Source organism: Streptomyces sp. NBC_01381, from assembly GCF_026340305.1.
In the GTDB taxonomy this organism is placed as follows: Bacteria; Actinomycetota; Actinomycetes; order Streptomycetales; family Streptomycetaceae; genus Streptomyces.
On the sequence record NZ_JAPEPI010000001.1, the window covers coordinates 3,953,486 to 3,978,252 of the forward strand.

Here is a 24,767-nt window from a genome sequence, read left to right on the forward strand (position 1 = left end):
GGCATGTAGGGGATCGATGACTGAGTATGGCCGGGGCCCAGGCTCCGAACCGTGGCATCCCGAGGACCCGTTGTACGGGGACGGCGGATGGGGAGGACAGGCGCCCGCGGGCGGCCCGTCCACCTACGGCGGCCAGGGGCAGTACCACCCGCAGCAGCCGCATCATCCTCAGCAGCACCCCCAGCAGCACCCTCAGCAGTCCCAGTACGACGACTGGAGCACGGGCCAGCAGCAGGCCTACGGTCAGCAGCAGTACGACGGCACGGGCGCCCAGCAGCAGTACGACGGTACCGGTGCGCAGCAGCAGTACAACGGTGGCTGGGACACCGGCCGGCAGGGCCAGGTCCCTTACGGCGGCGACCCGGTGGACCCCTACGGCGGTCAGCCGGGTGGCTACGCCGGGGAGAGCGCCGACTACTACGGCACCCCCGATGCGTACCCGCCGCCGGAGCCGCCGCACCGCCGCCGCCCGGCCCCCGAGCCAGAGCCGGACTGGGATCCGGGCCCCGACCAGGGCGAGCACGCCTTCTTCTCGGGCGCCGACGACGATGACGACGACCACGACGACGAGCCGGGTCGCAAGGGCGGCCGCGGGGACCGTCGCGGCGGCCGGGGCGGCAAGAAGCCGAAGAAGCGCCGCAGCGGCTGCGCCTGCCTGGTCGTGACGCTGGTCTTCGCCGGCGGTCTCGGCGGGGTCGGCTATTTCGGCTATCAGTTCTATCAGGACCGATTCGGTACGTCGCCCGATTACGCGGGCGAGGGAACCGGAACCGCCACCGTGGACATCCCCAAGGGTTCCGGCGGTTATGTCATCGGCCAGAAGCTGAAGGACGCCGGGGTCGTCAAGAGCGTGGACGCCTTTGTGTCTGCGCAGGCGCAGAACCCCAAGGGTGAGTCGATTCAGGCGGGCGTCTATGTCCTGAAGAAGGAAATGTCGGCGAAGAGTGCCGTCGAATTGATGCTGAGCCCGACGAGCAGGAATAATTTGATTATTCCTGAGGGTCGGCGCAATTCCTGGGTCTACGCGCAGATCGACACCCGCCTGGATCTCGACAAGGGGACGACGGCGGGCATTGCCAAGAAGGAATGGAAGAGTCTCGGACTTCCGGACTGGGCGAACACGAGCAAGGACATCAAGGATCCGCTCGAAGGCTTCCTGTACCCGTCCAGCTATCCGGTCGCCAAGGGGCAGAAGCCCGAGGCCGTCCTCAAGAAGATGGTGGCCCAAGCCAGCGTGAAGTATGACGAGTTGGGCCTTAAGTCCAAGGCGGACGCGCTGCAGCTAGGGGACCCGCTGCAGGTCCTCACGGTGGCCAGCTTGGTGCAGGCTGAGGGCATGACGCACGACGACTTCAAGAAGATGGCGGCTGTCGTCTACAACCGTCTGAAGACGTCCAACACTGTCACCAACCAGAAGCTTGAGTTCGACTCGACGTACAACTACCTCAAGGGCCAGAGCGAGATCAACATCCCGATCTCAAAGATCCGCAGCGATCCCGACCCGTACAACACCTACTACCACAAGGGCCTCCCGCCGGGACCGATCGGAAACCCGGGCGACGAAGCGCTGAAGGCCACAGTGGATCCGGACGACGGTGGCTGGATGTTCTTCATCTCCGTCGACGGAAAGAAGACGCAGTTCACCAAGACGCTCTCCGAGCACGAGAAGCTGGTCGCGGAATTCAATGAACGGCAGAAGAATGGCGACTGAGAGTGGCCGCCGAGCGGCGGTGCTCGGCTCCCCGATCGCCCATTCCCTCTCCCCGGTGCTGCACCGCGCCGCATACGGGGAGCTGGGTCTTGCCGACTGGACGTACGACCTGTTCGAGGTCGACGAGGCGGCGCTGCCCGGCTTCATCGCCGGGCTCGGCCCCGAGTGGGCCGGGCTTTCCCTGACGATGCCGCTCAAGCGCGCCGTGATCCCGCTGCTCGACGAGGTCAGCGAGACCGCGGCCTCCGTCGAGGCGGTCAACACGGTCGTCTGCACGGATGACGGCCGGCGCGTCGGGGACAACACCGACATCCCCGGCATGGTCGCCGCCCTGCGCGAGCGCGGTATCGAGCAGGTCGAGTCCGCGGCGATCCTCGGCGCGGGCGCCACCGCGTCGTCCGCGCTTGCCGCGCTCGCGCGGATCTGCACGGGCGAGGTCGTCGCGTACGTACGCAGTGAGGCGCGCGCCGCCGAGATGCGGCAGTGGGGCGAGCGGCTCGATGTGGAGGTGCGGACGGCGGACTGGGCGGACGCCGAGCGTGCGCTGAGCGCGCCCCTGGTGATCGCCACGACTCCGGCGGGCACGACCGACGCGCTCTCGAAGGCCGTGCCCGAGCGGCCCGCCACCCTCTTCGACGTGCTGTACGACCCGTGGCCCACCGCGCTCGCGGCCCGCTGGTCGGGGTACGGCGGTGCGGTCGTCAGCGGTCTCGACCTGCTCGTGCACCAGGCGGTGCTGCAGGTCGAGCAGATGACGGGGCGGGCTCCCGCGCCGCTCGACGTGATGCGGAAGGCCGGGGAACACGCGCTCGACGGACGTTAAGATCCACTCTGTTCGGCAGCGATCAGGGGGAGTGCATCGTCGATGGAGAGTGTCGTGTCCGCGGCCGGGAACGGGGTGACGCTGGCCTCGGGCCGGTGGGACGTTTTCCAGCTGCTGATCCAGTTCCTGGCCCGGTTCCTGCTGCTGCGGTTCCTGCCGGTCTGGCTGCAGTTGACCATCTTCGGCCTTGTTCTGACCGCCGCTGTCACGGTATGGGCCGTCTGGCGCGCGAGGGCGAACGCCGGGCCCGGGGCGGCTGCCGCGGAGGCCGAGGACTGAGTGGCGTCGTCCGGCTGGTGGACCAGGGGCCGGGTCCCGGGCCCCGGCGTGGGAGGATCAGACGTGGCGGGCCAGGGCCGCGCACCCGGCCGCGCCACGCAGTTCCAGGCGCGAGCATGAGGAGCACCGTTGAGCAGGTTGCGTTGGCTGACCGCGGGCGAGTCCCACGGACCCGCACTTGTGGCGACGCTGGAGGGTCTTCCCGCCGGCGTGCCGATCACCACGGAGATGGTGGCCGACCACCTGGCCCGGCGGCGCCTCGGCTATGGGCGCGGTGCGCGCATGAAGTTCGAGCGCGACGAGGTCACCTTCCTGGGCGGCGTCCGGCACGGCCTGACCATGGGCTCGCCGATCGCGATCATGGTGGGCAACACCGAGTGGCCCAAGTGGGAACAGGTCATGGCGGCCGACCCGGTCGACCCGGAGATCCTCGCCGACCTGGCTCGCAACGCCCCGCTGACCCGCCCCCGGCCCGGCCACGCCGACCTCGCGGGCATGCAGAAGTACGGCTTCGACGAAGCCCGGCCGATCCTGGAGCGCGCTTCCGCCCGCGAGACCGCGGCCCGCGTCGCGCTCGGCGCGGTGGCCCGCTCGTACCTGAAGGAGACGGCCGGGATCGAGATCGTCAGCCATGTGACCGAGCTGGCGGCGGCCAAGGCCCCCTACGGCGTCTACCCGACCCCCGCCGACGTCGACAAGCTCGACGCCGACCCGGTGCGCTGCCTCGACGCCGACGCGTCGAAGGCGATGGTCGCCGAGATCGACCAGGCCCACAAGGACGGCGACACCCTGGGGGGTGTGGTCGAGGTGCTCGCGTACGGCGTCCCGGTCGGGCTCGGCTCGCACGTGCACTGGGACCGTCGGCTCGACGCGCGGCTCGCCGCCGCACTCATGGGCATCCAGGCCATCAAGGGCGTCGAGGTCGGCGACGGCTTCGAGCTCGCGCGGGTGCCGGGCTCCAAGGCGCACGACGAGATCGTCTCCACCGACGAGGGCATCAAGCGCACCTCCGGCCGCTCCGGCGGCACCGAGGGCGGTCTGACCACCGGTGAACTGCTGCGCGTCCGCGCCGCGATGAAGCCCATCGCGACCGTGCCGCGCGCGCTCGCCACCGTCGACGTCGCCACCGGCGAGGCCACCAAGGCCCACCACCAGCGCTCCGACGTGTGTGCCGTTCCCGCGGCCGGCATCGTCGCCGAGGCGATGGTCGCGCTCGTCCTGGCCGACGCCGTCGCCGAGAAGTTCGGCGGCGACAGCGTGCCCGAGACCCGGCGGAACGTGACGTCGTACCTCGACAACCTCCAGATCCGGTGACCGGCCCGCAGATCGTTCTGGTCGGGCCCATGGGCGTGGGCAAGTCGACGGTGGGCGCGCTGCTCGCCGAGCGGCTCGACGCCGCCTACCGGGACACCGACGCCGACATCGTGGCCGCCCAGGGCCGGGAGATCGCGGACATCTTCGTGGACGAGGGTGAGCCGTACTTCCGTGAGGTCGAGCGGGATGCCGTGCGTACGGCGCTTGCCGAGCACGAGGGGATCCTCGCCCTCGGCGGGGGCGCGATTCTCGACGAGTCGACCCGGGCGCTGCTCGCGTCGCAGCCCGTCGTCTATCTCTCGATGGACGTCGAGGAGGCGGTCAAGCGCACCGGCCTGAACGTCGCGCGGCCGCTGCTCGCGGTCAACCCGCGCAAGCAGTGGCGCGAACTCATGGACGCCCGCCGCCACTTGTACGCCGAAGTGGCCCGCGCCGTCGTCGCCACCGACGACCGCACCCCCGAAGAGGTCGCCCAAGCGGTCCTCGACGCACTGGAGTTGAAGGAAGCATGACGGAGATTTCGGGGCAGGCGCCCACCCGTATCCAGGTCGGCGGCACCGCGGGCACCGAGCCGTACGAGGTGCTCGTCGGGATGCAGCTCCTCGGTGAGCTGCCGGGCCTGATCGGCGAGCAGACCAAGCGCGTCGCGATCATCCACCCCGAGGCGCTCGCCGAGACCGGTGACGCGCTCCGCCAGGACCTGGCGGACCAGGGGTACGAGGTCGTCGCGATCCAGGTGCCGAACGCCGAGGAGGCCAAGACCGCCGAGGTCGCCGCGTACTGCTGGAAGGCCCTTGGTCAGTCCGGCTTCACCCGCAGCGACATCGTCATCGGTGTCGGGGGCGGCGCCACCACCGACCTCGCCGGGTTCGTGGCCGCGACGTGGCTGCGCGGGGTGCGCTGGATCGCCGTACCGACGACCGTGCTCGGCATGGTGGACGCGGCGGTCGGCGGCAAGACCGGCATCAACACGGCCGAGGGCAAGAACCTGGTCGGGGCGTTCCACCCGCCGGCCGGTGTGCTCTGCGACCTGGCCGCGCTGGACTCGCTGCCGGTCAACGACTTCGTGTCCGGGCTCGCGGAGATCATCAAGGCCGGATTCATCGCCGACCCGACGATCCTCGAACTGATCGAGGAGGACCCCCAGGCGGCGCGCAGCCCCAAGGGCCCGCACACCGCTGAGCTGATCGAGCGCTCCATCAAGGTCAAGGCCGAGGTCGTCTCCGGCGACCTCAAGGAGGCCGGCCTGCGCGAGATCCTCAACTACGGGCACACCCTCGCCCACGCCATCGAGAAGAACGAGCGCTACAAGTGGCGGCACGGCGCCGCCGTCTCCGTGGGCATGGCCTTCGCGGCCGAACTCGGCCGCCTGGCCGGGCGCCTGGACGACGCGACCGCCGACCGGCACCGCACCGTCCTGGAGTCGGTCGGGCTGCCGCTGAGCTACCGCTACGACCAGTGGCCCAAGCTCCTGGAGACCATGAAGGTCGACAAGAAGTCCCGCGGTGACCTGCTGCGGTTCATCGTCCTTGACGGCCTCGGCAAGCCGACCGTCCTGGAGGGCCCCGACCCGGCGGTCCTGCTCGCCGCGTACGGCGAAGTGGCGAACTAGAGCGCCTGAGCGGCGCACTGGATCACCAGTGTGACGCACTAGAACAAGCCACGGGCACCCTGCGGCTTCCCCGGCCGTTCACACAACGTCGGCCGGGGAAGGTACCGTTCGGTACGGGTGGCCCCGGCCGCCGCCCGACCAGCGTCAGTCGCACGAGACGGAGTGGCACCGGATGCAGCACGCAGTGGGATCTCCGCTGCCGCCGCCCCATCAGCCGGGGCACGGACCGGCCACCGGCTGGTCCCCGGCCGCACACCACCCGAGCGGTCCGCCGCCGGGTGCCGCGCCGGGCGGCCCCCCGCCTCCCGCACCGGGCTTCGCGGGCGCGCCGGGCACGGCCCAGCACCCGCACGCCCCGACGCCGCAGCACGCGGGCCCGGGCGTCCCGCAGCCCCAGCACAACCACGTCCCCGGCGTCCCCGGCGCTCCCGTGCCGCCGACCCCGGACACGACGGGCCACATCCAGCTCCCGCCCGGCGGCCCCGTCGCCATGCCGAGCCCGCCGCCCGGCATGGCCCAGGCGGACACCGGGGCCACCACGCTCGCCGTCCTGCTGATCGGCCCCGCGGGTGCGGGCAAGACGAGCGTCGCCAAGTTCTGGGCTGAACACCGCCGTGTGCCGACGGCCCACATCAGCCTCGACGACGTACGCGAATGGGTGCGCTCGGGCTTCGCGGACCCCCAGTCGGGCTGGAACGACCACTCGGAGGCCCAGTACCGCCTGGCCCGCCGCACCTGCGGCTTCGCCGCGCGCAACTTCCTGGCCAACGGCATCTCCTGCATCCTCGACGACGCGGTCTTCCCCGACCGCCCGGTCGTCGGCCTCGGCGGCTGGAAGCGCCACGTGGGCCCCGGCCTGCTGCCCGTCGTCCTCCTCCCCGGCCTGGAGATCGTCCTGGAGCGCAACGCGGAGCGCAGCGGCAACCGCCGCCTCACGGACGAGGAAGTGGCCCGCATCCACGGCCGCATGGCCGGCTGGTACGGCTCGGGCCTCCCGATCATCGACAACTCCCAACTGGACGTCCCCGCAACGGCCCGAGTCCTGGACGACGTCCTGGCCCGCTCGATCGCGAGCCCGCCGAAGTGGTAGCGCGGGCCCCCGCCTGACGCCTCGGGGACGTCCCGGGCCGCTCGGTCGGGTGCGCTGAACGGGCCGTCCGTCGCCGCCGCTCATAGGCTCGTCCCATGTCAGAGGTCTACGCGGCCCGCCGTGAGCGGCTGAGGGAGCGTTGTGCCGCGGGTGGCAGCGCGTCGGCGTTGGTGTCCCGTCCCGCCAACGTGCGGTATCTCGCGGGGGCGGCGCCCCTCGGGGCTGTGCTTCTGCTGGGCAGGGGCGAGGATCTGCTGGTCTGCGGGCGGCCGCCCGGTGACGAGCAGGGTGCGGGGCGGCCCGACGAGGCGCTGCGCGTGCAGGTGCTCGACGGGCCCGGTGGGGATCCCGCCGTGGCGGGCGCCGACTTCGCGGCAGCGCAGGGCGTCGAGACGCTCGCCGTGGAGGAGCACCACCTGACGGTCGCCCGGCATCGCGCGATGGGTTCGGTCGCGCCCCGGCTGCGTCTCGCGGATCTCGGGGGAGCGGTCGAGCAGCTGCGGCTGATCAAGGACGAGGAGGAGATCTCCTGTCTGCGGATCGCCTCCGAGATCGCGGACCAGGCGCTGAGCGAGCTCCTGGAGTCGATTCTCGTGGGGCGGACCGAGCGTCACCTCGCGCTGGAACTGGAACGTCGACTTGTCGACCACGGTGCGGACGGGCCCGCCTTTGCGACCTCCGTCGGCACCGGACCCAACTCCGGGCGCGGCGGCCACCGCCCCTCCGACCGGCGCGTCGAGGAGGGCGACTTCCTCTCCGTATGCCTGGGCGCGATCTACGGCGGCTACCGTTGCGAGATCGGGCGTACGTTCGTCATCGGTACGTCGCCCGCGGACTGGCAGATCGAGTTGTACGACCTCGTCTTCGCCGCTCAGCGGGCGGGCAGGGAGGCGCTCGGGCCGGGTGCCGCCTACCGTGACATCGACCGCGCGGCACGGCACGTACTGGACTCGGCGGGGTATGCGGACGGCCTTGCTCCACTGATGGGACACGGGCTGGGGCTCGAAATCGACGAGGACCCGCAGTTGGCGCCCGCGGCCATGGGTAAACTGGACGTCTGCGTGCCGGTCACCGTCGAACCGGGGGTTCACCTCCCGGGACGGGGTGGTGTCCGGATCGATGACACGCTCGTCGTGCGCCCCGAGGCGGACGGCGGACCCGAGCTACTCACCATTACGACCAAGGAGCTGCTCGCGCTCTAGCTTTCAGCTGTTGCGCGTGCCCCGGGGTCGTCCACGTCAGTCCAGGAGATTCCGCAACCGTGGCTTCCACGAACGACCTCAAGAACGGCCTGGTGCTCAAGCTCGACGGGGGCCAGCTCTGGTCCGTCGTCGAGTTCCAGCACGTCAAGCCCGGCAAGGGCCCCGCCTTTGTGCGCACCAAGCTCAAGAACGTGCTGTCCGGCAAGGTCGTCGACAAGACCTTCAACGCCGGCGTCAAGGTCGAGACGGCCACGATCGACAAGCGCGACATGCAGTTCTCGTACATGGACGGCGACTACTTCGTCTTCATGGACATGGAGACCTACGACCAGCTGCACGTCGACCGCAAGGCCGTCGGTGACGCCGCCAACTTCCTGATCGAGGGCTTCACCGCCACCGTCGCGCAGCACGAGGGCGCGGTGCTCTTCGTCGAGCTGCCGGCCGCCGTCGAGCTCGTCGTGAAGGAGACCGAGCCCGGCGTCCAGGGCGACCGCTCCACCGGCGGCACCAAGCCCGCCACGCTGGAGACCGACCACCAGATCCAGGTGCCGCTCTTCATCACCACCGGCGAGAAGATCAAGGTCGACACCCGCGACAGCAGCTACCTCGGCCGGGTGAACAGCTAACCGTGGCTGCTCGTAATACGGCCCGCAAGCGCGCCTTCCAGATCCTCTTCGAGGCCGACCAGCGGGGGGCCGACGTCGTGACGGTCCTCGCGGACTGGGTGCGCCACTCGCGGTCCGACACCCGGCAGCCGCCGGTGAGCGAGTACACCATGGAGCTGGTCGAGGGGTACGCGGAGCACGCGCGCCACATCGACGAGCTGATCTCCCAGTACGCCGTCGGGTGGACCCTCGACCGGATGCCGGTCGTGGACCGCAACATCCTGCGGCTCGGCGCGTACGAGCTGATCTGGGTGGACGGGACGCCCGACGCGGTGGTCCTGGACGAGGCCGTCCAGCTCGCCAAGGAGTTCTCGACGGACGATTCGCCGTCCTTCGTCAACGGCCTTCTCGGCCGTTTCAAGGACCTCAAGCCGGGGCTGCGACGCGACGAGTCGTGACCTGAGCTCACAGGCCGTACAGAGGGCCCGCAGCCACGCGCTGCGGGCCCTCTGGCGTACGCGGGCGACCACGGGCGCCCCAGGGGTGCCCGTGGGTCTCCCAGGCGCTCCTCGGGGCGCACAAAGCCGCCGGGGTGGCCGGAACCGATCGGTTCCGGCCACCCCGGCGGCACGTTTCTGCTGAGCTCTTCCCTTGCGGGATCAGACGTCGTCGTGGGCGACGGCGCGACGCGCGTCGGCGTCCAGGACGCCCCAGCTGATCAGCTGCTCGGTGAGGACCGAGGGCGACTGGTCGTAGATGACGGCGAGGGTGCGCAGGTCGTCCTGGCGGATCGAGAGCACCTTGCCGTTGTAGTCACCGCGCTGCGACTGGATCGTGGCCGCGTACCGCTGGAGGGGGCCCGCCTTCTCGGCCGGCACGTGCGCGAGGCGCTCCAGGTCGAGGACGAGCTTGGGCGGCGGCTCGGCGGCGCCGCCCGGAGCGGTACCGGGCAGCAGCTCCTGGACCGGGACTCCGTAGAAGTCCGCCAGCTCGGCGAGGCGCTGTACGGTCACGGCGCGGTCGCCGCGCTCGTACGAGCCGACCACTACCGCCTTCCAGCGACCCTGGGACTTTTCCTCGACGCCGTGGAGGGAAAGGCCCTGCTGGGTGCGGATGGCGCGGAGCTTGGCCCCGAGCTGTTTGGCGTATTCGCTGGACATAAAGCTCCCCGGACGCTGGGACAACGTGCGGCTCCGCCGCGCTGCTGGTAACTCACTGTGAGGTTACGCAGCGTTACTTGGCTGCGTCAAGCCGAATGGTCCGTACCGCCCCTTCCGAGGGGGGTCGTGACCGGCGGTGTTGCCACTGCTGGTACCGTTGATGGCGCAAATCCGACGTCCTTTAAGGTCCGTCCCGTGAGGCGGAGAAGGAGGTCCGTTTCATATGGACACGCACGACACGAATGAACCCGATGTCGCCCGGCCCGTGCTCGAAGGCCCGGACATCGCACGGGTGTTGACCCGTATCGCCCACGAGATCGTCGAGCGCGCCAAGGGCGCGGACGATGTGGTGCTGCTCGGCATTCCCACCCGCGGCGTCTTCCTCGCCCGGCGCCTCGCCGAGAAGCTCGAAGAGATCACCGGACGGAAGATCCCGGTCGGCTCACTCGACATCACCATGTACCGCGACGATCTGCGCATGCATCCGCCGCGCGCACTCGCCCGCACCGAGATCCCCGGTGACGGCATCGACGGCCGCCTCGTCGTCCTCGTCGACGACGTGCTCTTCTCCGGTCGCACCATCCGCGCCGCCCTCGACGGTCTGAACGACATCGGGCGCCCGCGCGCGGTGCAGCTCGCCGTCCTCGTCGACCGCGGCCACCGCGAACTCCCGATCCGCGCCGACTACGTCGGCAAGAACCTCCCCACGTCGCTGCGGGAGACGGTCAAGGTGCAGCTCGCCGAGGAGGACGGCCGGGACGCCGTACTGCTCGGTGCCAAGCCCGCCTCCGCGTAAGACCGGCTTCCCCACGGGCCCCGGGGCACACCCCTGCGCGCCCGCGTGCCCGCACACCTCCTCATCACGGAGTACACCCAGATGATGCGACACCTCATCTCGGCCGCCGACCTCACCCGCGACGACGCCGTTCTCATCCTCGACACCGCCGAGGAGATGGCCCGGGTCGCCGACCGGCCGATCAAGAAGCTGCCCGCGCTGCGCGGCCGTACGATCTGCAACCTCTTCTTCGAGGACTCGACCCGGACCCGGATCTCCTTCGAAGCCGCCGAGAAGCGCCTCTCCGCGGATGTCATCAACTTCGCCGCCAAGGGATCCAGCGTCTCCAAGGGCGAATCCCTGAAGGACACCGCCCAGACCCTGGAGGCGATGGGCGTCGACGCCGTCGTCATCCGGCACGGCGCGTCCGGCGCCCCCTACCGGCTCGCCACCTCCGGCTGGATCGACGCCCCCGTGATCAACGCGGGCGACGGCACCCACCAGCACCCCACGCAGGCCCTGCTGGACGCCTTCACCATGCGGCGCCGCCTCGTCGGCAAGGACGAGGGCCTCGGCCAGGACCTCAGCGGCAAGCGCGTCACCCTCGTCGGCGACGTCCTGCACAGCCGCGTCGCGCGCTCCAACGTCGACCTGCTGCACACCCTCGGCGCCGAGGTCACCCTGGTCGCCCCGCCCACGCTCGTGCCGGTCGGCGTGGAGAGCTGGCCCTGCGACGTGTCGTACGACCTGGACCGGGTGCTCCCGAAGTCCGACGCCGTGATGATGCTGCGGGTGCAGCGCGAGCGCATGAACGCCGCGTTCTTCCCCACCGAGCGCGAGTACTCGCGCCGCTACGGCCTGGACGGCGAGCGCATGGCGAAGATGCCCGCGCACGCCATCGTGATGCACCCCGGCCCGATGGTCCGCGGCATGGAGATCACCGCCGAGGTCGCCGACTCCGACCGCTGCACGGTCATCGAGCAGGTCGCCAACGGCGTCCACACCCGGATGGCCGTTCTCTATCTGCTCCTGGGCGGGAATGAACCCGCCGTCACCCACACCCGCCCCACCGGTTCCGAGGAGAAGTAAGACCATGAGCAAGACCCTGATCCGTGGTGCGAAGGTCCTTGGCGGCGAGCCCCAGGACGTCCTGATCGACGGCGAGACCATCATCGAGGTCGGCACCGGCATCGACGCGGGCGACGCCACCGTCGTCGAGGCCGAGGGCAAGGTCCTGCTGCCCGGCCTCGTCGACCTGCACACGCACCTGCGCGAGCCCGGCCGCGAGGACTCCGAGACCGTCCTGACCGGCACGCGGGCCGCAGCCAGCGGTGGCTACACCGCCGTGTTCGCCATGGCCAACACCTTCCCGGTCGCCGACACCGCCGGCGTCGTCGAGCAGGTCTACCGCCTGGGCAAGGAGTCCGGCTACGCGGACGTGCAGCCGATCGGCGCCGTCACCGTGGGCCTTGAGGGCAAGAAGCTCGCCGAGCTCGGCGCCATGCACGAGTCCGCCGCCGGAGTCACCGTCTTCTCCGACGACGGCAAGTGCGTCGACGACGCCGTGATCATGCGCCGTGCCCTGGAGTACGTGAAGGCCTTCAACGGCGTCGTCGCCCAGCACGCGCAGGAGCCCCGCCTCACCGAGGGCGCCCAGATGAACGAGGGCGTCGTCTCCGCGGAGCTCGGCCTCGGCGGCTGGCCCGCCGTCGCCGAGGAGTCGATCATCGCGCGTGACGTGCTGCTCGCCGAGCACGTCGGCTCGCGGGTGCACATCTGCCACCTGTCGACCGCCGGGTCCGTCGAGATCGTCCGCTGGGCGAAGTCGCGCGGCATCGACGTGACGGCGGAGGTCACGCCGCACCACCTCCTCCTCACCGACGAGCTGGTCCGCTCGTACAACCCCGTCTACAAGGTCAACCCGCCGCTGCGCACCGAGCGCGACGTGATGGCGCTGCGCGAGGCGCTCGCCGACGGCACCATCGACATCGTCGCCACCGACCACGCGCCGCACCCGCACGAGGACAAGGACTGCGAGTGGGCCGCGGCCGCCATGGGCATGGTGGGCCTGGAGACCGCGCTCTCCGTCGTCCAGCAGACGATGGTCGAGACGGGCCTGCTCACCTGGGCCGCGGTCGCCGACCGGATGTCCGTCAAGCCCGCCGAGATCGGCGGGGCGTTGGGCCACGGCCGGCCCGTCTCGGAGGGTGAGCCCGCGAACCTCACGCTCGTCGATCCGGCATACCGTGGGGTCGTGGACCCCGCGGGCTTCGCCTCGCGCAGCGGCAACACCCCCTACGAGGGCCGTGAGCTGCCGGGCCGCGTGACGCACACGTGGCTGCGGGGCCGCGCCACGCTCGTCGACGGGAAGCTCGCGTGACATCTCTTCTGGAACTGGCCGCCGAGAAGGAATCGGCGGACGTGACCGACTGGGCCGCCCGCGCCGGCTGGGTCGTCGGACTCCTTCTCTTCATCGCGCTCGTCTACTGGCTGATGCGCGAGGGCTGGAAGTGGCGCGGCACGCTCCAGAGCGACCTGCCGCCGCTTCCCGTGGTGCCGGATGACGCGGGCCCGGCGAAACTTGAGCTCAGCGGCCGCTACCACGGCTCGACCTCGGCAGGGCAGTGGCTCGACCGCATCGTGGCGCACGGTCTCGGCACCCGCAGCCGCGTGGAGCTGACGCTCACGGACGCGGGCCTCGATGTCGTACGCCCCGGGGCCGCCGACTTCTTCGTCCCGGTGGCCCAGCTGCGCGAGGCCCGCCTCGACAAGGGCATCGCCGGCAAGGTCCTGGCCGAGGGCGGACTGCTGATCGTCACGTGGGAGCACGGCGAGAAGCTGATCGACTCCGGCTTCCGCTCGGACCACGCGGCCGAGCAGGCCGAGTGGGTCGAGGCCATCAACAACATGATCAACACCAGCACAACCGAAACGAAGGAAGGCACCGCACGATGACGACCTCCACCAGGGGAGCCAGCAAGGTTCCCGCCGTACTCGTCCTGGAGGACGGCCGCATCTTCCGCGGCCGCGCCTACGGGGCCGTGGGGGAGACCTTCGGCGAAGCGGTGTTCTCCACCGGCATGACCGGCTACCAGGAGACGCTGACCGACCCCTCGTACCACCGCCAGGTCGTCGTCATGACGGCCCCGCACGTCGGCAACACCGGCGTCAACGACGAGGACCCCGAGTCGAAGCGGATCTGGGTCGCCGGATACGTCGTGCGTGACCCCGCGCGCGTGTCCTCCAACTGGCGCTCCCAGCGCACCCTCGACGAGGAACTCGTCAACCAGGGCGTCGTGGGCATCAGCGGCATCGACACGCGTGCGCTCACCCGCCACCTGCGCGAGCGCGGCGCGATGCGGGTCGGCATCTTCTCCGGCAACGCGCTTCCGGATGCGGGCGTCATGCTCGCCGAGGTCCGCCAGCAGCCCGAGATGAAGGGCTCGAACCTCGCCGCGGAGGTCGCCACCAAGGAGACGTACGTCGTCCCCGCGATCGGCGAGAAGCGCTTCACCGTCGCCGCCGTCGACCTCGGCATCAAGGGCATGACCCCGCACCGCATGGCCGAGCGCGGCATCGAGGTGCACGTTCTGCCCGCGACCGCGACCGCCGATGACATCTACGCGGTCGAGCCCGACGGCGTGTTCTTCTCCAACGGTCCCGGTGACCCGGCGACCGCGGACGGCCCCGTTGCCGTCATGCGAGCCGTCCTGGAGCGCAAGACGCCGCTGTTCGGCATCTGCTTCGGAAACCAGATCCTCGGCCGCGCCCTGGGCTTTGGCACGTACAAGCTGAAGTACGGCCACCGCGGCATCAACCAGCCGGTGCAGGACCGCACCACCGGCAAGGTCGAGGTCACCGCGCACAACCACGGCTTCGCCGTGGACGCGCCGCTCGACAAGGCGAGCGAGACGCCGTTCGGCCGCGCCGAGGTCTCCCACGTCTGCCTCAACGACAGCGTCGTGGAGGGGCTGCAGCTGCTCGACCAGCCGGCCTTCTCCGTCCAGTACCACCCCGAAGCGGCTGCAGGACCGCACGACGCCGCGTACCTCTTCGACCGCTTCGTATCCCTGATGGAGGGCCAGCGTGCCTAAGCGCACCGATATCCAGTCCGTCCTGGTCATCGGCTCCGGCCCGATCGTCATCGGCCAGGCAGCGGAGTTCGACTACTCCGGCACCCAGGCCTGCCGCGTGCTCAAGGCCGAGGGCCTGCGCGTCATCCTGGTCAACTCCAACCCGGCGACGATCATGACCGACCCGGAGATCGCCGACGCCACGTACGTCGAGCCGATCACCCCCGAGTTCGTCGAGAAGATCATCGCGAAGGAGCGCCCCGACGCGCTGCTTCCGACGCTGGGCGGCCAGACGGCCCTCAACACGGCGATCTCGATGCACGAGCAGGGTGTGCTCGAGAAGTACGGCGTCGAGCTCATCGGCGCCAACGTCGAGGCGATCAACAAGGGCGAGGACCGCGACCTCTTCAAGGGCGTCGTCGAAGAGGTCAACAAGAAGATCGGGCACGGCGAGTCCGCCCGCTCGTACATCTGCCACTCCATGGACGACGTCCTCAAGGGCGTCGACGAGCTCGGCGGCTACCCCGTGGTCGTCCGCCCGTCCTTCACCATGGGCGGCGCCGGTTCCGGCTTCGCGCACGACGAGGAGGAGCTGCGCCGCATCGCCGGACAGGGCCTCACGCTCTCGCCGACCACCGAGGTGCTCCTGGAGGAGTCCATCCTCGGCTGGAAGGAGTACGAGCTGGAGCTGATGCGCGACAAGCACGACAACGTGGTGGTCGTCTGCTCCATCGAGAACTTCGACCCGATGGGCGTGCACACCGGCGACTCGATCACCGTCGCGCCCGCGATGACGCTGACCGACCGCGAGTACCAGACCCTGCGCGACGTCGGCATCGCGATCATCCGCGAGGTCGGTGTCGACACCGGCGGCTGCAACATCCAGTTCGCCATCGACCCGACGGACGGCCGGGTCATCGTCATCGAGATGAACCCGCGCGTCTCGCGCTCCTCCGCGCTCGCGTCGAAGGCCACCGGCTTCCCGATCGCGAAGATCGCAGCGAAGCTGGCCGTCGGCTACACGCTGGACGAGATCCCGAACGACATCACCGAGAAGACCCCGGCCTCCTTCGAGCCGACCCTCGACTACGTAGTGGTCAAGGCGCCGCGTTTCGCCTTCGAGAAGTTCCCGTCGGCGGACTCGACCCTGACGACCACCATGAAGTCGGTCGGCGAGGCCATGGCGATCGGCCGCAACTTCACCGAGGCGCTGCAGAAGGCGCTGCGGTCGCTGGAGAAGAAGGGCTCGCAGTTCACCTTCGTGGGCGAGCCCGGCGACAAGGCGGAGCTTCTGGCGGAGGCCGTGCGGCCGACCGACGGGCGCATCAACTCCGTCATGCAGGCCATCCGCGCCGGAGCCACCCCCGAGGAGGTCTTCGAGTCCACGAAGATCGACCCGTGGTTCGTCGACCAGCTCTTCCTGATCAAGGAGATCGCGGACGAGCTGACCGCCGCCGAGCGCCTGGACGCCGACCTCCTCGCCGAGGCCAAGCGGCACGGCTTCTCCGACGCGCAGATCGCCGAGATCCGCGGCCTGCGCGAGGACGTCGTCCGCGAGGTGCGGCACGCCCTCGGTGTCCGCCCGGTCTACAAGACGGTCGACACCTGCGCCGCCGAGTTCGCCGCCAACACGCCGTACTTCTACTCCTCGTACGACGAGGAGAACGAGGTCGCCAAGCGCGACAAGCCCGCGGTGATCATCCTGGGCTCGGGCCCCAACCGCATCGGCCAGGGCATCGAGTTCGACTACTCCTGCGTCCACGCCTCCTTCGCGCTGAGCGACGCGGGCTACGAGACCGTGATGGTCAACTGCAACCCCGAGACCGTCTCCACGGACTACGACACCTCCGACCGGCTGTACTTCGAGCCGCTCACGCTCGAGGACGTCCTGGAGATCGTCAACGCCGAGGCACAGGCCGGGCCGATCGCGGGCGTCATCGTCCAGCTCGGCGGCCAGACCCCGCTGGGCCTCTCGCAGGCCCTGAAGGACAACGGCGTGCCGGTCGTGGGCACCTCGCCCGAGGCCATCCACGCCGCCGAGGACCGCGGCGCCTTCGGCCGCGTGCTCGCCGAGGCCGGCCTGCCCGCGCCCAAGCACGGCACCGCCACCACCTTCGCCGAGGCCAAGGCCATCGCCGACGAGATCGGCTACCCCGTCCTCGTCCGCCCGTCGTACGTGCTCGGCGGCCGCGGCATGGAGATCGTGTACGACGAGACCCGCCTCTCCTCGTACATCGAGGAGTCGACCGAGATCAGCCCCTCGCGGCCGGTCCTCGTCGACCGCTTCCTCGACGACGCGATCGAGATCGACGTGGACGCGCTCTACGACGGCACCGAGCTCTACCTCGGCGGCGTCATGGAGCACATCGAGGAGGCCGGCATCCACTCCGGCGACTCGGCGTGCGCGCTGCCCCCGATCACGCTCGGCGGCTACGACATCAAGCGCCTTCGCGCCTCCACGGAGGGCATCGCCAAGGGCGTCGGCGTCCGCGGGCTCATCAACATCCAGTTCGCGATGGCCGGCGACATTCTGTACGTCCTCGAGGCCAACCCGCGTGCCTCGCGCACCGTCCCCTTCACCTCGAAGGCGACCGCGGTGCCGCTGGCCAAGGCCGCCGCGCGCATCTCGCTCGGCGCGACCATCGCCGAGCTGCGCGCCGAGGGCATGCTGCCCGCGACCGGCGACGGCGGCACGCTGCCGATGGACGCGCCGATCTCGGTGAAGGAAGCCGTCATGCCGTGGAGCCGCTTCCGCGACATCCACGGGCGTGGCGTCGACACGGTCCTCGGCCCGGAGATGCGCTCCACCGGTGAAGTCATGGGCATCGACTCGGTGTTCGGCACCGCGTACGCCAAGTCGCAGGCGGGCGCCTACGGTCCGCTGCCGACCAAGGGCCGCGCCTTCATCTCCGTCGCCAACCGCGACAAGCGCTCGATGATCTTCCCGGCGCGTGAACTGGTCGCGCACGGCTTCGAGTTGCTCGCCACGTCCGGTACGGCCGAGGTGCTCAAGCGCAACGGCATCAACGCCACCGTCGTGCGCAAGCAGTCCGAGGGCGAGGGCCCGAACGGCGAGAAGACGATCGTCCAGCTGATCCACGACGGCGGCGTCGACCTCATCGTCAACACCCCGTACGGCACCGGCGGCCGCCTCGACGGCTACGACATCCGTACGGCCGCCGTGTCCCGCTCCGTGCCGTGCCTGACGACGGTCCAGGCGCTCGCCGCCGCCGTCCAGGGCATCGACGCGCTCAACCACGGGGACGTGGGCGTCCGTTCACTCCAGGAACACGCGGAGCATCTGACCGCGGCCCGCGACTAGCAGCCCACTAGGGGGACACCGATCCGGTGTCCCCCTTCTGGTGAGGACACCTCCATGTACAAACTCTTCTTCAACCTCGTCTTCAAGCGCATGGACCCGGAGCAGGCCCACTACATGGCCTTCCGCTGGATCCGGCTCACGGCCCGCATCCCCGTGCTGCGCACCTTCGTCGCGGCCGTCCTCGCGCCGCGCCACAAGGAGCTGCGCACCGAGGCCTTCGGGCTGCGGATGCACGGTCCCTTCGGGCTCGCGGCGGGCTTCGACAAGAACGCCGTCGCGATCGACGGCATGTCGATGCTGGGCTTCGACCACATCGAGATCGGCACCGTCACGGGGGAGCCGCAGCCCGGCAACCCCAAGAAGCGGCTGTTCCGCCTCGTGGCGGACCGCGCGCTGATCAACCGCATGGGCTTCAACAACGAGGGCTCGGCGGCCGTGGCCGAGCGCCTGGGCGCCCGGAAGGCCGTCTTCAAGACGGTCGTGGGCGTCAACATCGGCAAGACCAAGGTCGTGCCCGAGGAGGAGGCCGCCGGCGACTACGTGAAGTCGACCGAGCGGCTCGCCGCCCACGCCGACTACCTCGTGGTCAACGTGTCGTCCCCGAACACCCCCGGCCTGCGCAACCTCCAGGCCACGGAGTCGCTGCGCCCGCTCCTGACCGCCGTACGCGAGGCGGCCGACCGGAGCGTCACCGGGCGGCGCGTGCCGCTCCTCGTGAAGATCGCCCCCGACCTGGCGGACGAGGACATCGACGCGGTGGCGGACCTGGCCGTCGAGCTCGGCCTGGACGGCATCATCGCCACGAACACGACCATCGCCCGCGAAGGACTCGGTTTGCAATCCGAACCTTCGCTCTACGGAGAGACCGGCGGGCTCTCCGGGGCTCCGCTCAAGGAGCGCTCCCTCGAAGTCCTGCGCCGCCTCTACGCGCGCGTGGGCGACCGCATCACGCTCGTGGGCGTCGGCGGCATCGAGAACGCCGAGGACGCCTGGCAGCGGATCCTCGCCGGCGCCACCCTGGTCCAGGGCTACAGCGCGTTCATCTACGAAGGGCCCTTCTGGGGCCGCGCGATCCACAAGGGCCTCGCCGCGCGCCTTGGGGCGAGCCCGTACGCCACCCTCGCCGACGCCGTCGGCGCCGACGTGAGGAAGCCCGAATGACCAGCATGAGTGCCCTTGAACCCTTCGGTACGCGCCTGAGCCGGGCCATGGACGAGCGCGGCCCGCTCTGCGTCGGCATCGACCCGCACGCGTCCCTGCTGTCCGCCTGGGGGCTGAACGACGACATCGCGGGCCTGGAGCGGTTCACGGGGACGGTGGTCGAGGCCCTCGCCGGGACCGTCGCCGTCTTCAAGCCGCAGAGCGCGTTCTTCGAGCGCTTCGGGTCGCGCGGCATCGCCGTACTGGAGAAGGCGGTCCAGGAGCTGCGCGCGGCCGGTGCCCTGGTGGTCATGGACGCCAAGCGCGGCGACATCGGCTCGACCATGGCCGCGTACGCGGAGACCTTCCTGCACAAGGACTCGCCGCTGTTCAGCGACGCGCTCACGGTCTCGCCCTACCTGGGCTACGGCTCGCTGAAGCCGGCCGTCGACCTGGCGCGTGAGAACGGCACCGGCCTCTTCGTGCTCGCCCTCACCTCGAACCCCGAGGGCGCCGAGGTGCAGCACGCGGTGCGCGAGGACGGGCGCACGGTCGGCGCGACGATGCTGGGTCACCTGGCCGCCGAGAACGCCGGTGCACAGCCCCTGGGGTCCTTCGGCGCCGTCGTCGGGGCGACCCTGGGGGACCTGTCCTCCTACGACCTCGCGATCAACGGCCCGCTGCTCGCCCCCGGGATCGGGGCTCAGGGGGCCACGCCCGCGGATCTGCCGGGTGTCTTCGGGGCGTCCGTACGCAATGTCGTGCCGACCGTCAGCCGCGGCGTCCTGCGGCACGGTCCCGACGTGGCGGGGCTGCGTGACGCGGCCGCCCGTTTCGCGGACGAGATCCGTGCGGCCGTCGCTTCTGCCTGAGATCGCTCTCTCCGCCCCGTTCCGGACTTCCGGAGCCGGGGCGGAGGTGTTTTTACGCCCTCGGAGGACGCCTCGGGACGGGCGCATGCGTTTCGTTGATGGCTCACCAGGCCAAATCCGGGGCGAAATGCCCGATATGTACGGCTCGACAGAGGCTGACCAGGACTTTTCGTCTGTTCTCGCTGACTCCGGCCGTCATGGCCGCTAGTCTCCGACGAGAGCGAACGGGCAAGCGCTTAGCAGGCGCGTTGCACGTTGCTCACCAGGTGTGGGGCGACTAGGTTCCTCACCGGTCCGTATCCGACAGTTCGACATCCGAGGTGACGTAGGCGTGGCTCTTCCGCCCCTTACCCCTGAACAGCGCGCAGCCGCGCTCGAAAAGGCCGCCGCGGCTCGCCGGGAGCGGGCCGAGGTCAAGAATCGACTCAAGCACTCCGGCGCCTCGCTTCACGAGGTCATCAAGCAGGGTCAGGAGAACGATGTCATCGGCAAGATGAAGGTCTCCGCCCTCCTGGAGTCACTGCCCGGCGTGGGCAAGGTCCGCGCCAAGCAGATCATGGAGCGTCTTGGCATCTCCGAGAGTCGCCGCGTGCGCGGTCTCGGCTCGAATCAGATCGCATCACTGGAGCGTGAGTTCGGCGGCAGTGCCGCTGGCTGATGTTCTCAGGCACTCCTGAGAACCTGGATAATCGCTGCATGGCTGCAACATCCCGGGGGACGACCCCCGTGCCCCCGGACGTACGTCCGCGGCTGACCGTGCTCTCCGGCCCCTCCGGGGTCGGCAAGAGCACGGTCGTCGCTCATATGCGCAAGGAACACCCCGAGGTCTGGCTCTCGGTCTCGGCCACGACCCGCAAGCCGCGGCCCGGCGAAAAGCACGGCGTCCAGTATTTCTTCGTCTCCGACGAGGAAATGGACAAGCTGATCGCCAATGGCGAGCTGCTCGAATGGGCCGAGTTCGCGGGAAACCGCTATGGCACACCGCGGGCCGCGGTGATCGAGCGCCTGGAGGCGGGCGAGCCCGTTCTCCTGGAAATCGATCTGCAGGGCGCGCGCCTGGTGCGCGATTCGATGCCCGAGGCGCAGCTGGTCTTCCTCGCCCCGCCGAGCTGGGACGAGCTGGTCCGCCGGCTCACCGGCCGCGGGACCGAGGCGCCCGAGGTCATCGAGCGCAGGCTCGAGGCCGCGAAGACCGAACTCGCCGCCGAGGAAGAGTTCGATACGACCCTGGTCAATACCTCCGTCGAGGACGTGGCCCGTGAGCTGCTAGCCTTGATGAAAGTTGTTTGATCTTCACCACGGTTCGACCATCATGGCTCGACCACAGTTTGATCTTCATTTCCCCATCGGAAGGCAGAGCGTGTCCTCTTCCATCACCGCGCCCGAGGGCATCATCAACCCGCCGATTGATGAGCTGCTCGAAGCTACCGACTCGAAGTACAGCCTCGTGATCTACGCCGCCAAGCGCGCGCGCCAGATCAACGCGTACTACTCGCAGCTCGGTGAGGGCCTGCTGGAGTACGTCGGCCCCCTGGTGGACACGCACGTCCACGAGAAGCCGCTCTCGATCGCGCTCCGCGAGATCAACGCGGGTCTGCTGACGTCCGAGGCCATCGAGGGCCCGGCCCAGTAGGCATCAGTTTTCTCTGAGCATTTCTTTGGCCACAGGCCCGGCAGCGCGACTGTCGGGCCTGTGGTGTGTCATGGAGTCGTACGTTGAGTCGTACGTTTTCCGAGTGTGGGGATCCGAGTGCGGGGAGGCACCGTGGGCAAGCCCAAGGTCGTTCTGGGGGTCAGTGGCGGGATCGCCGCGTACAAGGCCTGTGAGTTGCTGCGGCGGCTCACCGAGTCGGGCCACGACGTACGCGTCGTGCCGACCGATTCGGCGCTGCACTTCGTGGGGGCCGCGACCTGGTCGGCGCTGTCCGGCAACCCGGTCTCGACCGAGGTGTGGGACTCCGTCCACGAGGTGCCGCACGTCCGGATCGGTCAGGCGGCCGACGTCGTCATCGTCGCCCCGGCGACCGCCGACATGATGGCGAAGGCGGCCCACGGCCTCGCCGACGACCTCCTGACGAACACGCTCCTGACCGCCCGCTGTCCGGTGATCTTCGCACCCGCGATGCACACGGAGATGTGGGAGCACCCCGCCACCCAGGAGAACGTCGCCACGCTCCGCCGCCGCGGCGCCCTCGTCATCGAGCCCGCCGTCGGCCGCCTCACCGGCGTGGACACGGGCAAGGGCCGCTTCCCCGAGCCCGCCGAGCTCTTCGAGGTCGTACGCCGTGTCCTCGCACGCGGCGACCTGGCCCGCGACCTCACGGGACGGCACGTGGTGGTCAGCGCGGGCGGGACGCGCGAGCCGCTCGACCCGGTCCGCTTCCTCGGCAACCGCTCCTCCGGCAAGCAGGGCTACGCGCTCGCGCGCAGCGCGGCCGCCCGGGGAGCCAGGGTCACGCTGCTCTCGGCGAACGCCGCGCTGCCGGACCCGGCGGGCGTGGACGTCGTGCCCGTCGGCACGGCCGTCCAGCTCCGCGAGGCGGTCCTCAAGGCCGCGGCGGACGCCGACGCGGTGGTGATGGCCGCCGCCGTGGCCGACTTCCGGCCCGAGACGTACGCGACCGGGAAGATCAAGAAGAAGGACGGGCAGGAGCCGGCCCCGATCGCCCTGGTCCGCAACCCCGACATCCTGGCCGAGATCGCGGGTGACCGCCCGCGCCCGGGCCAGGTGGTCGTCGGCTTCGCCGCCGAGACCGACGACGTCCTCGCCAACGGCCGCGCCAAGCTGGCGCGCAAGGGCTGCGATCTGCTGGTCGTCAACGAGGTCGGCGAACGCAAGACGTTCGGCTCCGAGGAGAACGAGGCGGTCGTGCTCGGCGCGGACGGCAGTGAGACGCCGGTGCCGTACGGCCCGAAGGAAGCGCTGGCGGACACCGTCTGGGATCTGGTGGCGGAACGCCTGACGAAGTAGTCGCCGAACGTTCAGTGAGGGAAGTGATCGTTGAACGTCTGGTGAAGTCGGGGCGTAACCTCGAGAAAGCAGGAGAGGATCGGCCTTCCGATGTAAGGGGCGCAAACCCCGAGGTGGGATGTCACATTCGCCCCACTGGGCGCGTCAAACCCGGGAAATTCGGGCGCGAGGCCCTCTGGTGGAGACCGATCGTCGTACCGCACAATGCAGTGCCGCAGGTCACAGCGCTCCCAAGTGGCGAGACACGTGGTCCGGCGGCCCAGTACGACCGATAAACTGGTCTCGGACGACGCCGAGCGCAGCTCTCGGCCCGTCCACCAATGATCAGCCAGCAGCCGCTGCAACCACAGGGAGCGATGTGTCCCGCCGTCTCTTCACCTCGGAGTCTGTGACCGAGGGTCACCCCGACAAGATCGCTGACCAGATCAGCGACACCATTCTCGACGCGCTTCTGCGGGAGGACCCGAAGTCCCGGGTCGCCGTGGAGACGCTGATCACCACCGGCCTCGTGCACGTCGCCGGCGAGGTGACCACCAAGGCCTACGCGCCGATCGCCCAGCTCGTGCGCGAGAAGATCCTCGAGATCGGTTACGACTCTTCGAAGAAGGGCTTCGACGGCGCCTCCTGTGGCGTCTCGGTGTCCATCGGTTCGCAGTCCCCCGACATCGCGCAGGGCGTCGACACGGCGTACGAGAAGCGCGTCGAGGGTGACGAGGACGAGCTCGACAAGCAGGGCGCGGGCGACCAGGGCCTGATGTTCGGCTACGCGTGCGACGAGACGCCGGAGCTGATGCCGCTCCCGATCCACCTCGCGCACCGTCTGTCGCGCCGCCTGTCCGAGGTCCGCAAGAACGGCACCATCCCCTACCTCCGCCCCGACGGCAAGACCCAGGTCACCATCGAGTACGACGGCGACAAGGCCGTCCGCCTCGACACGGTCGTCGTCTCGTCCCAGCACGCGTCGGACATCGACCTGGACTCGCTCCTGGCCCCCGACATCCGTGAGTTCGTGGTCGAGCCGGAGCTGAAGGCCCTCCTCGAGGACGGCATCAAGCTGGAGACCGAGGGCTACCGCCTCCTGGTCAACCCGACCGGCCGCTTCGAGATCGGCGGCCCGATGGGCGACGCCGGCCTCACCGGTCGCAAGATCATCATCGACACGTACGGCGGCATGGCTCGCCACGGCGGCGGCGCCTTCTCCGGCAAGGACCCGTCGAAGGTGGACCGTTCGGCGGCGTACGCGATGCGCTGGGTCGCCAAGAACGTCGTCGCGGCCGGCCTCGCGGCCCGCTGCGAGGTCCAGGTCGCCTACGCGATCGGCAAGGCCGAGCCGGTGGGCCTGTTCGTGGAGACCTTCGGCACGGCCACGGTCGACACCGACAAGATCGAGGCCGCCATCGCCGAGGTCTTCGACCTCCGCCCGGCCGCGATCATCCGCGACCTGGACCTGCTCCGCCCGATCTACTCCCAGACCGCGGCGTACGGCCACTTCGGCCGCGCGATTCCCGACTTCACGTGGGAGCGGACGGACCGGGTCGAGGCGTTGCGGAAGGCTGCGGGGCTGTAGGATCCGCGCTTCATCAGGCTCTGGGGCCCGGCTCTCCTTCGGGAGGGCCGGGCCTTCGTCGTTGGCGGGCACCTGGTGGGTGGGTCGTCGCGGAGGGAAAGGGTTGGCGCGGCCGGTCCGGTGCTTCGTAGGGTGGTGCTCTCCCAGTCCTGGGAGAGCTGACTGTCGAGGCGCCCGGTGCGATGGCTGCGGGTACTTCCGGGAGATGACTCCCTCGCAGGTTCGAATCCTGCTGCCGGTCTTCGATCGGT

24 protein-coding genes are annotated in these 24,767 nt (G+C 69.9%); 23 read left to right on the top strand and 1 reads right to left on the bottom strand.

Going from position 1 to position 24,767, the window contains the following annotated elements:
- The first annotated feature begins 16 nt into the window (after window positions 1-16).
- From mltG to nusB, 10 genes are all read left to right on the top strand, one after another.
- On the top strand, window positions 17-1,711 hold the full coding sequence (gene mltG, locus OG453_RS18460) for an endolytic transglycosylase MltG (protein ID WP_266869007.1): 1,695 nt from the start codon (window positions 17-19) through the stop codon (window positions 1,709-1,711).
- Window positions 1,701-2,534 (top strand): shikimate dehydrogenase, encoded by an 834-nt coding sequence (locus tag OG453_RS18465; RefSeq protein WP_266869008.1) that lies wholly within the window; start codon window positions 1,701-1,703, stop codon window positions 2,532-2,534. The genes mltG and OG453_RS18465 overlap by 11 nt, the downstream gene beginning before the upstream one ends.
- A 54-nt stretch (window positions 2,535-2,588) precedes the next feature.
- Window positions 2,589-2,813, top strand: coding sequence for a hypothetical protein (locus tag OG453_RS18470; RefSeq protein WP_266869009.1), 225 nt, complete (start codon window positions 2,589-2,591; stop codon window positions 2,811-2,813).
- A gap of 129 nt (window positions 2,814-2,942) precedes the next feature.
- Window positions 2,943-4,127: a chorismate synthase gene (aroC, locus tag OG453_RS18475; protein ID WP_266869010.1), complete on the top strand. Its 1,185-nt coding sequence runs from the start codon at window positions 2,943-2,945 to the stop codon at window positions 4,125-4,127.
- Complete coding sequence (locus OG453_RS18480; RefSeq protein WP_266869011.1) at window positions 4,124-4,639, top strand: shikimate kinase; 516 nt, start codon at window positions 4,124-4,126, stop codon at window positions 4,637-4,639. The genes aroC and OG453_RS18480 overlap by 4 nt, the downstream gene beginning before the upstream one ends.
- A gap of 5 nt (window positions 4,640-4,644) precedes the next feature.
- Window positions 4,645-5,739: a 3-dehydroquinate synthase gene (gene aroB, locus OG453_RS18485; RefSeq protein WP_266869919.1), complete on the top strand. Its 1,095-nt coding sequence runs from the start codon at window positions 4,645-4,647 to the stop codon at window positions 5,737-5,739.
- A 172-nt stretch (window positions 5,740-5,911) separates the two neighbouring features.
- Window positions 5,912-6,829: a Pro-rich N-terminal domain-containing protein gene (locus OG453_RS18490; RefSeq protein WP_266869012.1), complete on the top strand. Its 918-nt coding sequence runs from the start codon at window positions 5,912-5,914 to the stop codon at window positions 6,827-6,829.
- Window positions 6,830-6,924: 95 nt separating this feature from the next.
- Complete coding sequence (locus OG453_RS18495; RefSeq protein ID WP_266869014.1) at window positions 6,925-8,031, top strand: M24 family metallopeptidase; 1,107 nt, start codon at window positions 6,925-6,927, stop codon at window positions 8,029-8,031.
- A gap of 59 nt (window positions 8,032-8,090) precedes the next feature.
- A complete protein-coding gene (gene efp, locus OG453_RS18500) occupies window positions 8,091-8,657 on the top strand; it encodes an elongation factor P (protein ID WP_266869015.1) in 567 nt (188 codons plus the stop codon).
- A gap of 2 nt (window positions 8,658-8,659) precedes the next feature.
- Window positions 8,660-9,094 (top strand): transcription antitermination factor NusB, encoded by a 435-nt coding sequence (nusB, locus tag OG453_RS18505; protein ID WP_266869016.1) that lies wholly within the window; start codon window positions 8,660-8,662, stop codon window positions 9,092-9,094.
- A 201-nt stretch (window positions 9,095-9,295) separates the two neighbouring features.
- Here the strand turns inward: nusB and bldD are convergent, their stop codons facing one another.
- Window positions 9,296-9,796, bottom strand: a complete 501-nt coding sequence (gene bldD / locus OG453_RS18510) for a transcriptional regulator BldD (protein WP_135330908.1) — start codon at window positions 9,794-9,796, stop codon at window positions 9,296-9,298.
- Window positions 9,797-10,019: 223 nt separating this feature from the next.
- Here bldD and pyrR point away from each other — a divergent pair, with 223 nt between their 5' ends.
- The 13 genes from pyrR to metK all read left to right on the top strand — a co-directional run bounded on the left by pyrR (window position 10,020) and on the right by metK (window position 24,516).
- Window positions 10,020-10,592, top strand: coding sequence for a bifunctional pyr operon transcriptional regulator/uracil phosphoribosyltransferase PyrR (pyrR, locus tag OG453_RS18515; RefSeq protein WP_266869017.1), 573 nt, complete (start codon window positions 10,020-10,022; stop codon window positions 10,590-10,592).
- Window positions 10,593-10,673: 81 nt separating this feature from the next.
- Entirely contained in the window at window positions 10,674-11,660 is a 987-nt protein-coding gene (locus OG453_RS18520; RefSeq protein WP_266869018.1) for an aspartate carbamoyltransferase catalytic subunit, read from the top strand.
- Between the two features lie 4 nt (window positions 11,661-11,664).
- The gene (locus OG453_RS18525; RefSeq protein ID WP_266869020.1) at window positions 11,665-12,951 is read left to right on the top strand and encodes a dihydroorotase; all 1,287 of its coding nucleotides are present in this window, start codon (window positions 11,665-11,667) and stop codon (window positions 12,949-12,951) included.
- Entirely contained in the window at window positions 12,948-13,526 is a 579-nt protein-coding gene (locus tag OG453_RS18530; RefSeq protein ID WP_266869021.1) for a hypothetical protein, read from the top strand. The genes OG453_RS18525 and OG453_RS18530 overlap by 4 nt, the downstream gene beginning before the upstream one ends.
- Window positions 13,523-14,665 carry a glutamine-hydrolyzing carbamoyl-phosphate synthase small subunit gene (gene carA, locus OG453_RS18535; protein WP_266869022.1) on the top strand — a complete coding sequence of 381 codons (1,143 nt, stop codon included), beginning with the start codon at window positions 13,523-13,525 and terminating at the stop codon, window positions 14,663-14,665. The genes OG453_RS18530 and carA overlap by 4 nt, the downstream gene beginning before the upstream one ends.
- Entirely contained in the window at window positions 14,658-17,966 is a 3,309-nt protein-coding gene (gene carB, locus OG453_RS18540) for a carbamoyl-phosphate synthase large subunit (protein ID WP_266869023.1), read from the top strand. The genes carA and carB overlap by 8 nt, the downstream gene beginning before the upstream one ends.
- 54 nt (window positions 17,967-18,020) lie before the next feature.
- Window positions 18,021-19,127, top strand: coding sequence for a quinone-dependent dihydroorotate dehydrogenase (locus OG453_RS18545; RefSeq protein WP_266869024.1), 1,107 nt, complete (start codon window positions 18,021-18,023; stop codon window positions 19,125-19,127).
- Between the two features lie 5 nt (window positions 19,128-19,132).
- A complete protein-coding gene (gene pyrF, locus OG453_RS18550; RefSeq protein ID WP_266869920.1) occupies window positions 19,133-19,978 on the top strand; it encodes an orotidine-5'-phosphate decarboxylase in 846 nt (281 codons plus the stop codon).
- A gap of 331 nt (window positions 19,979-20,309) precedes the next feature.
- A complete protein-coding gene (locus OG453_RS18555) occupies window positions 20,310-20,636 on the top strand; it encodes an integration host factor (protein ID WP_055698939.1) in 327 nt (108 codons plus the stop codon).
- 38 nt (window positions 20,637-20,674) lie between these two features.
- Complete coding sequence (gmk, locus tag OG453_RS18560; RefSeq protein WP_266869026.1) at window positions 20,675-21,268, top strand: guanylate kinase; 594 nt, start codon at window positions 20,675-20,677, stop codon at window positions 21,266-21,268.
- Between the two features lie 70 nt (window positions 21,269-21,338).
- Window positions 21,339-21,611 carry a DNA-directed RNA polymerase subunit omega gene (gene rpoZ / locus OG453_RS18565; protein ID WP_005319902.1) on the top strand — a complete coding sequence of 91 codons (273 nt, stop codon included), beginning with the start codon at window positions 21,339-21,341 and terminating at the stop codon, window positions 21,609-21,611.
- 132 nt (window positions 21,612-21,743) lie between these two features.
- Complete coding sequence (gene coaBC / locus OG453_RS18570) at window positions 21,744-22,949, top strand: bifunctional phosphopantothenoylcysteine decarboxylase/phosphopantothenate--cysteine ligase CoaBC (RefSeq protein ID WP_266869027.1); 1,206 nt, start codon at window positions 21,744-21,746, stop codon at window positions 22,947-22,949.
- A gap of 358 nt (window positions 22,950-23,307) precedes the next feature.
- Window positions 23,308-24,516, top strand: a complete 1,209-nt coding sequence (metK, locus tag OG453_RS18575; protein ID WP_266869028.1) for a methionine adenosyltransferase — start codon at window positions 23,308-23,310, stop codon at window positions 24,514-24,516.
- Window positions 24,517-24,767 lie beyond the last annotated feature (251 nt).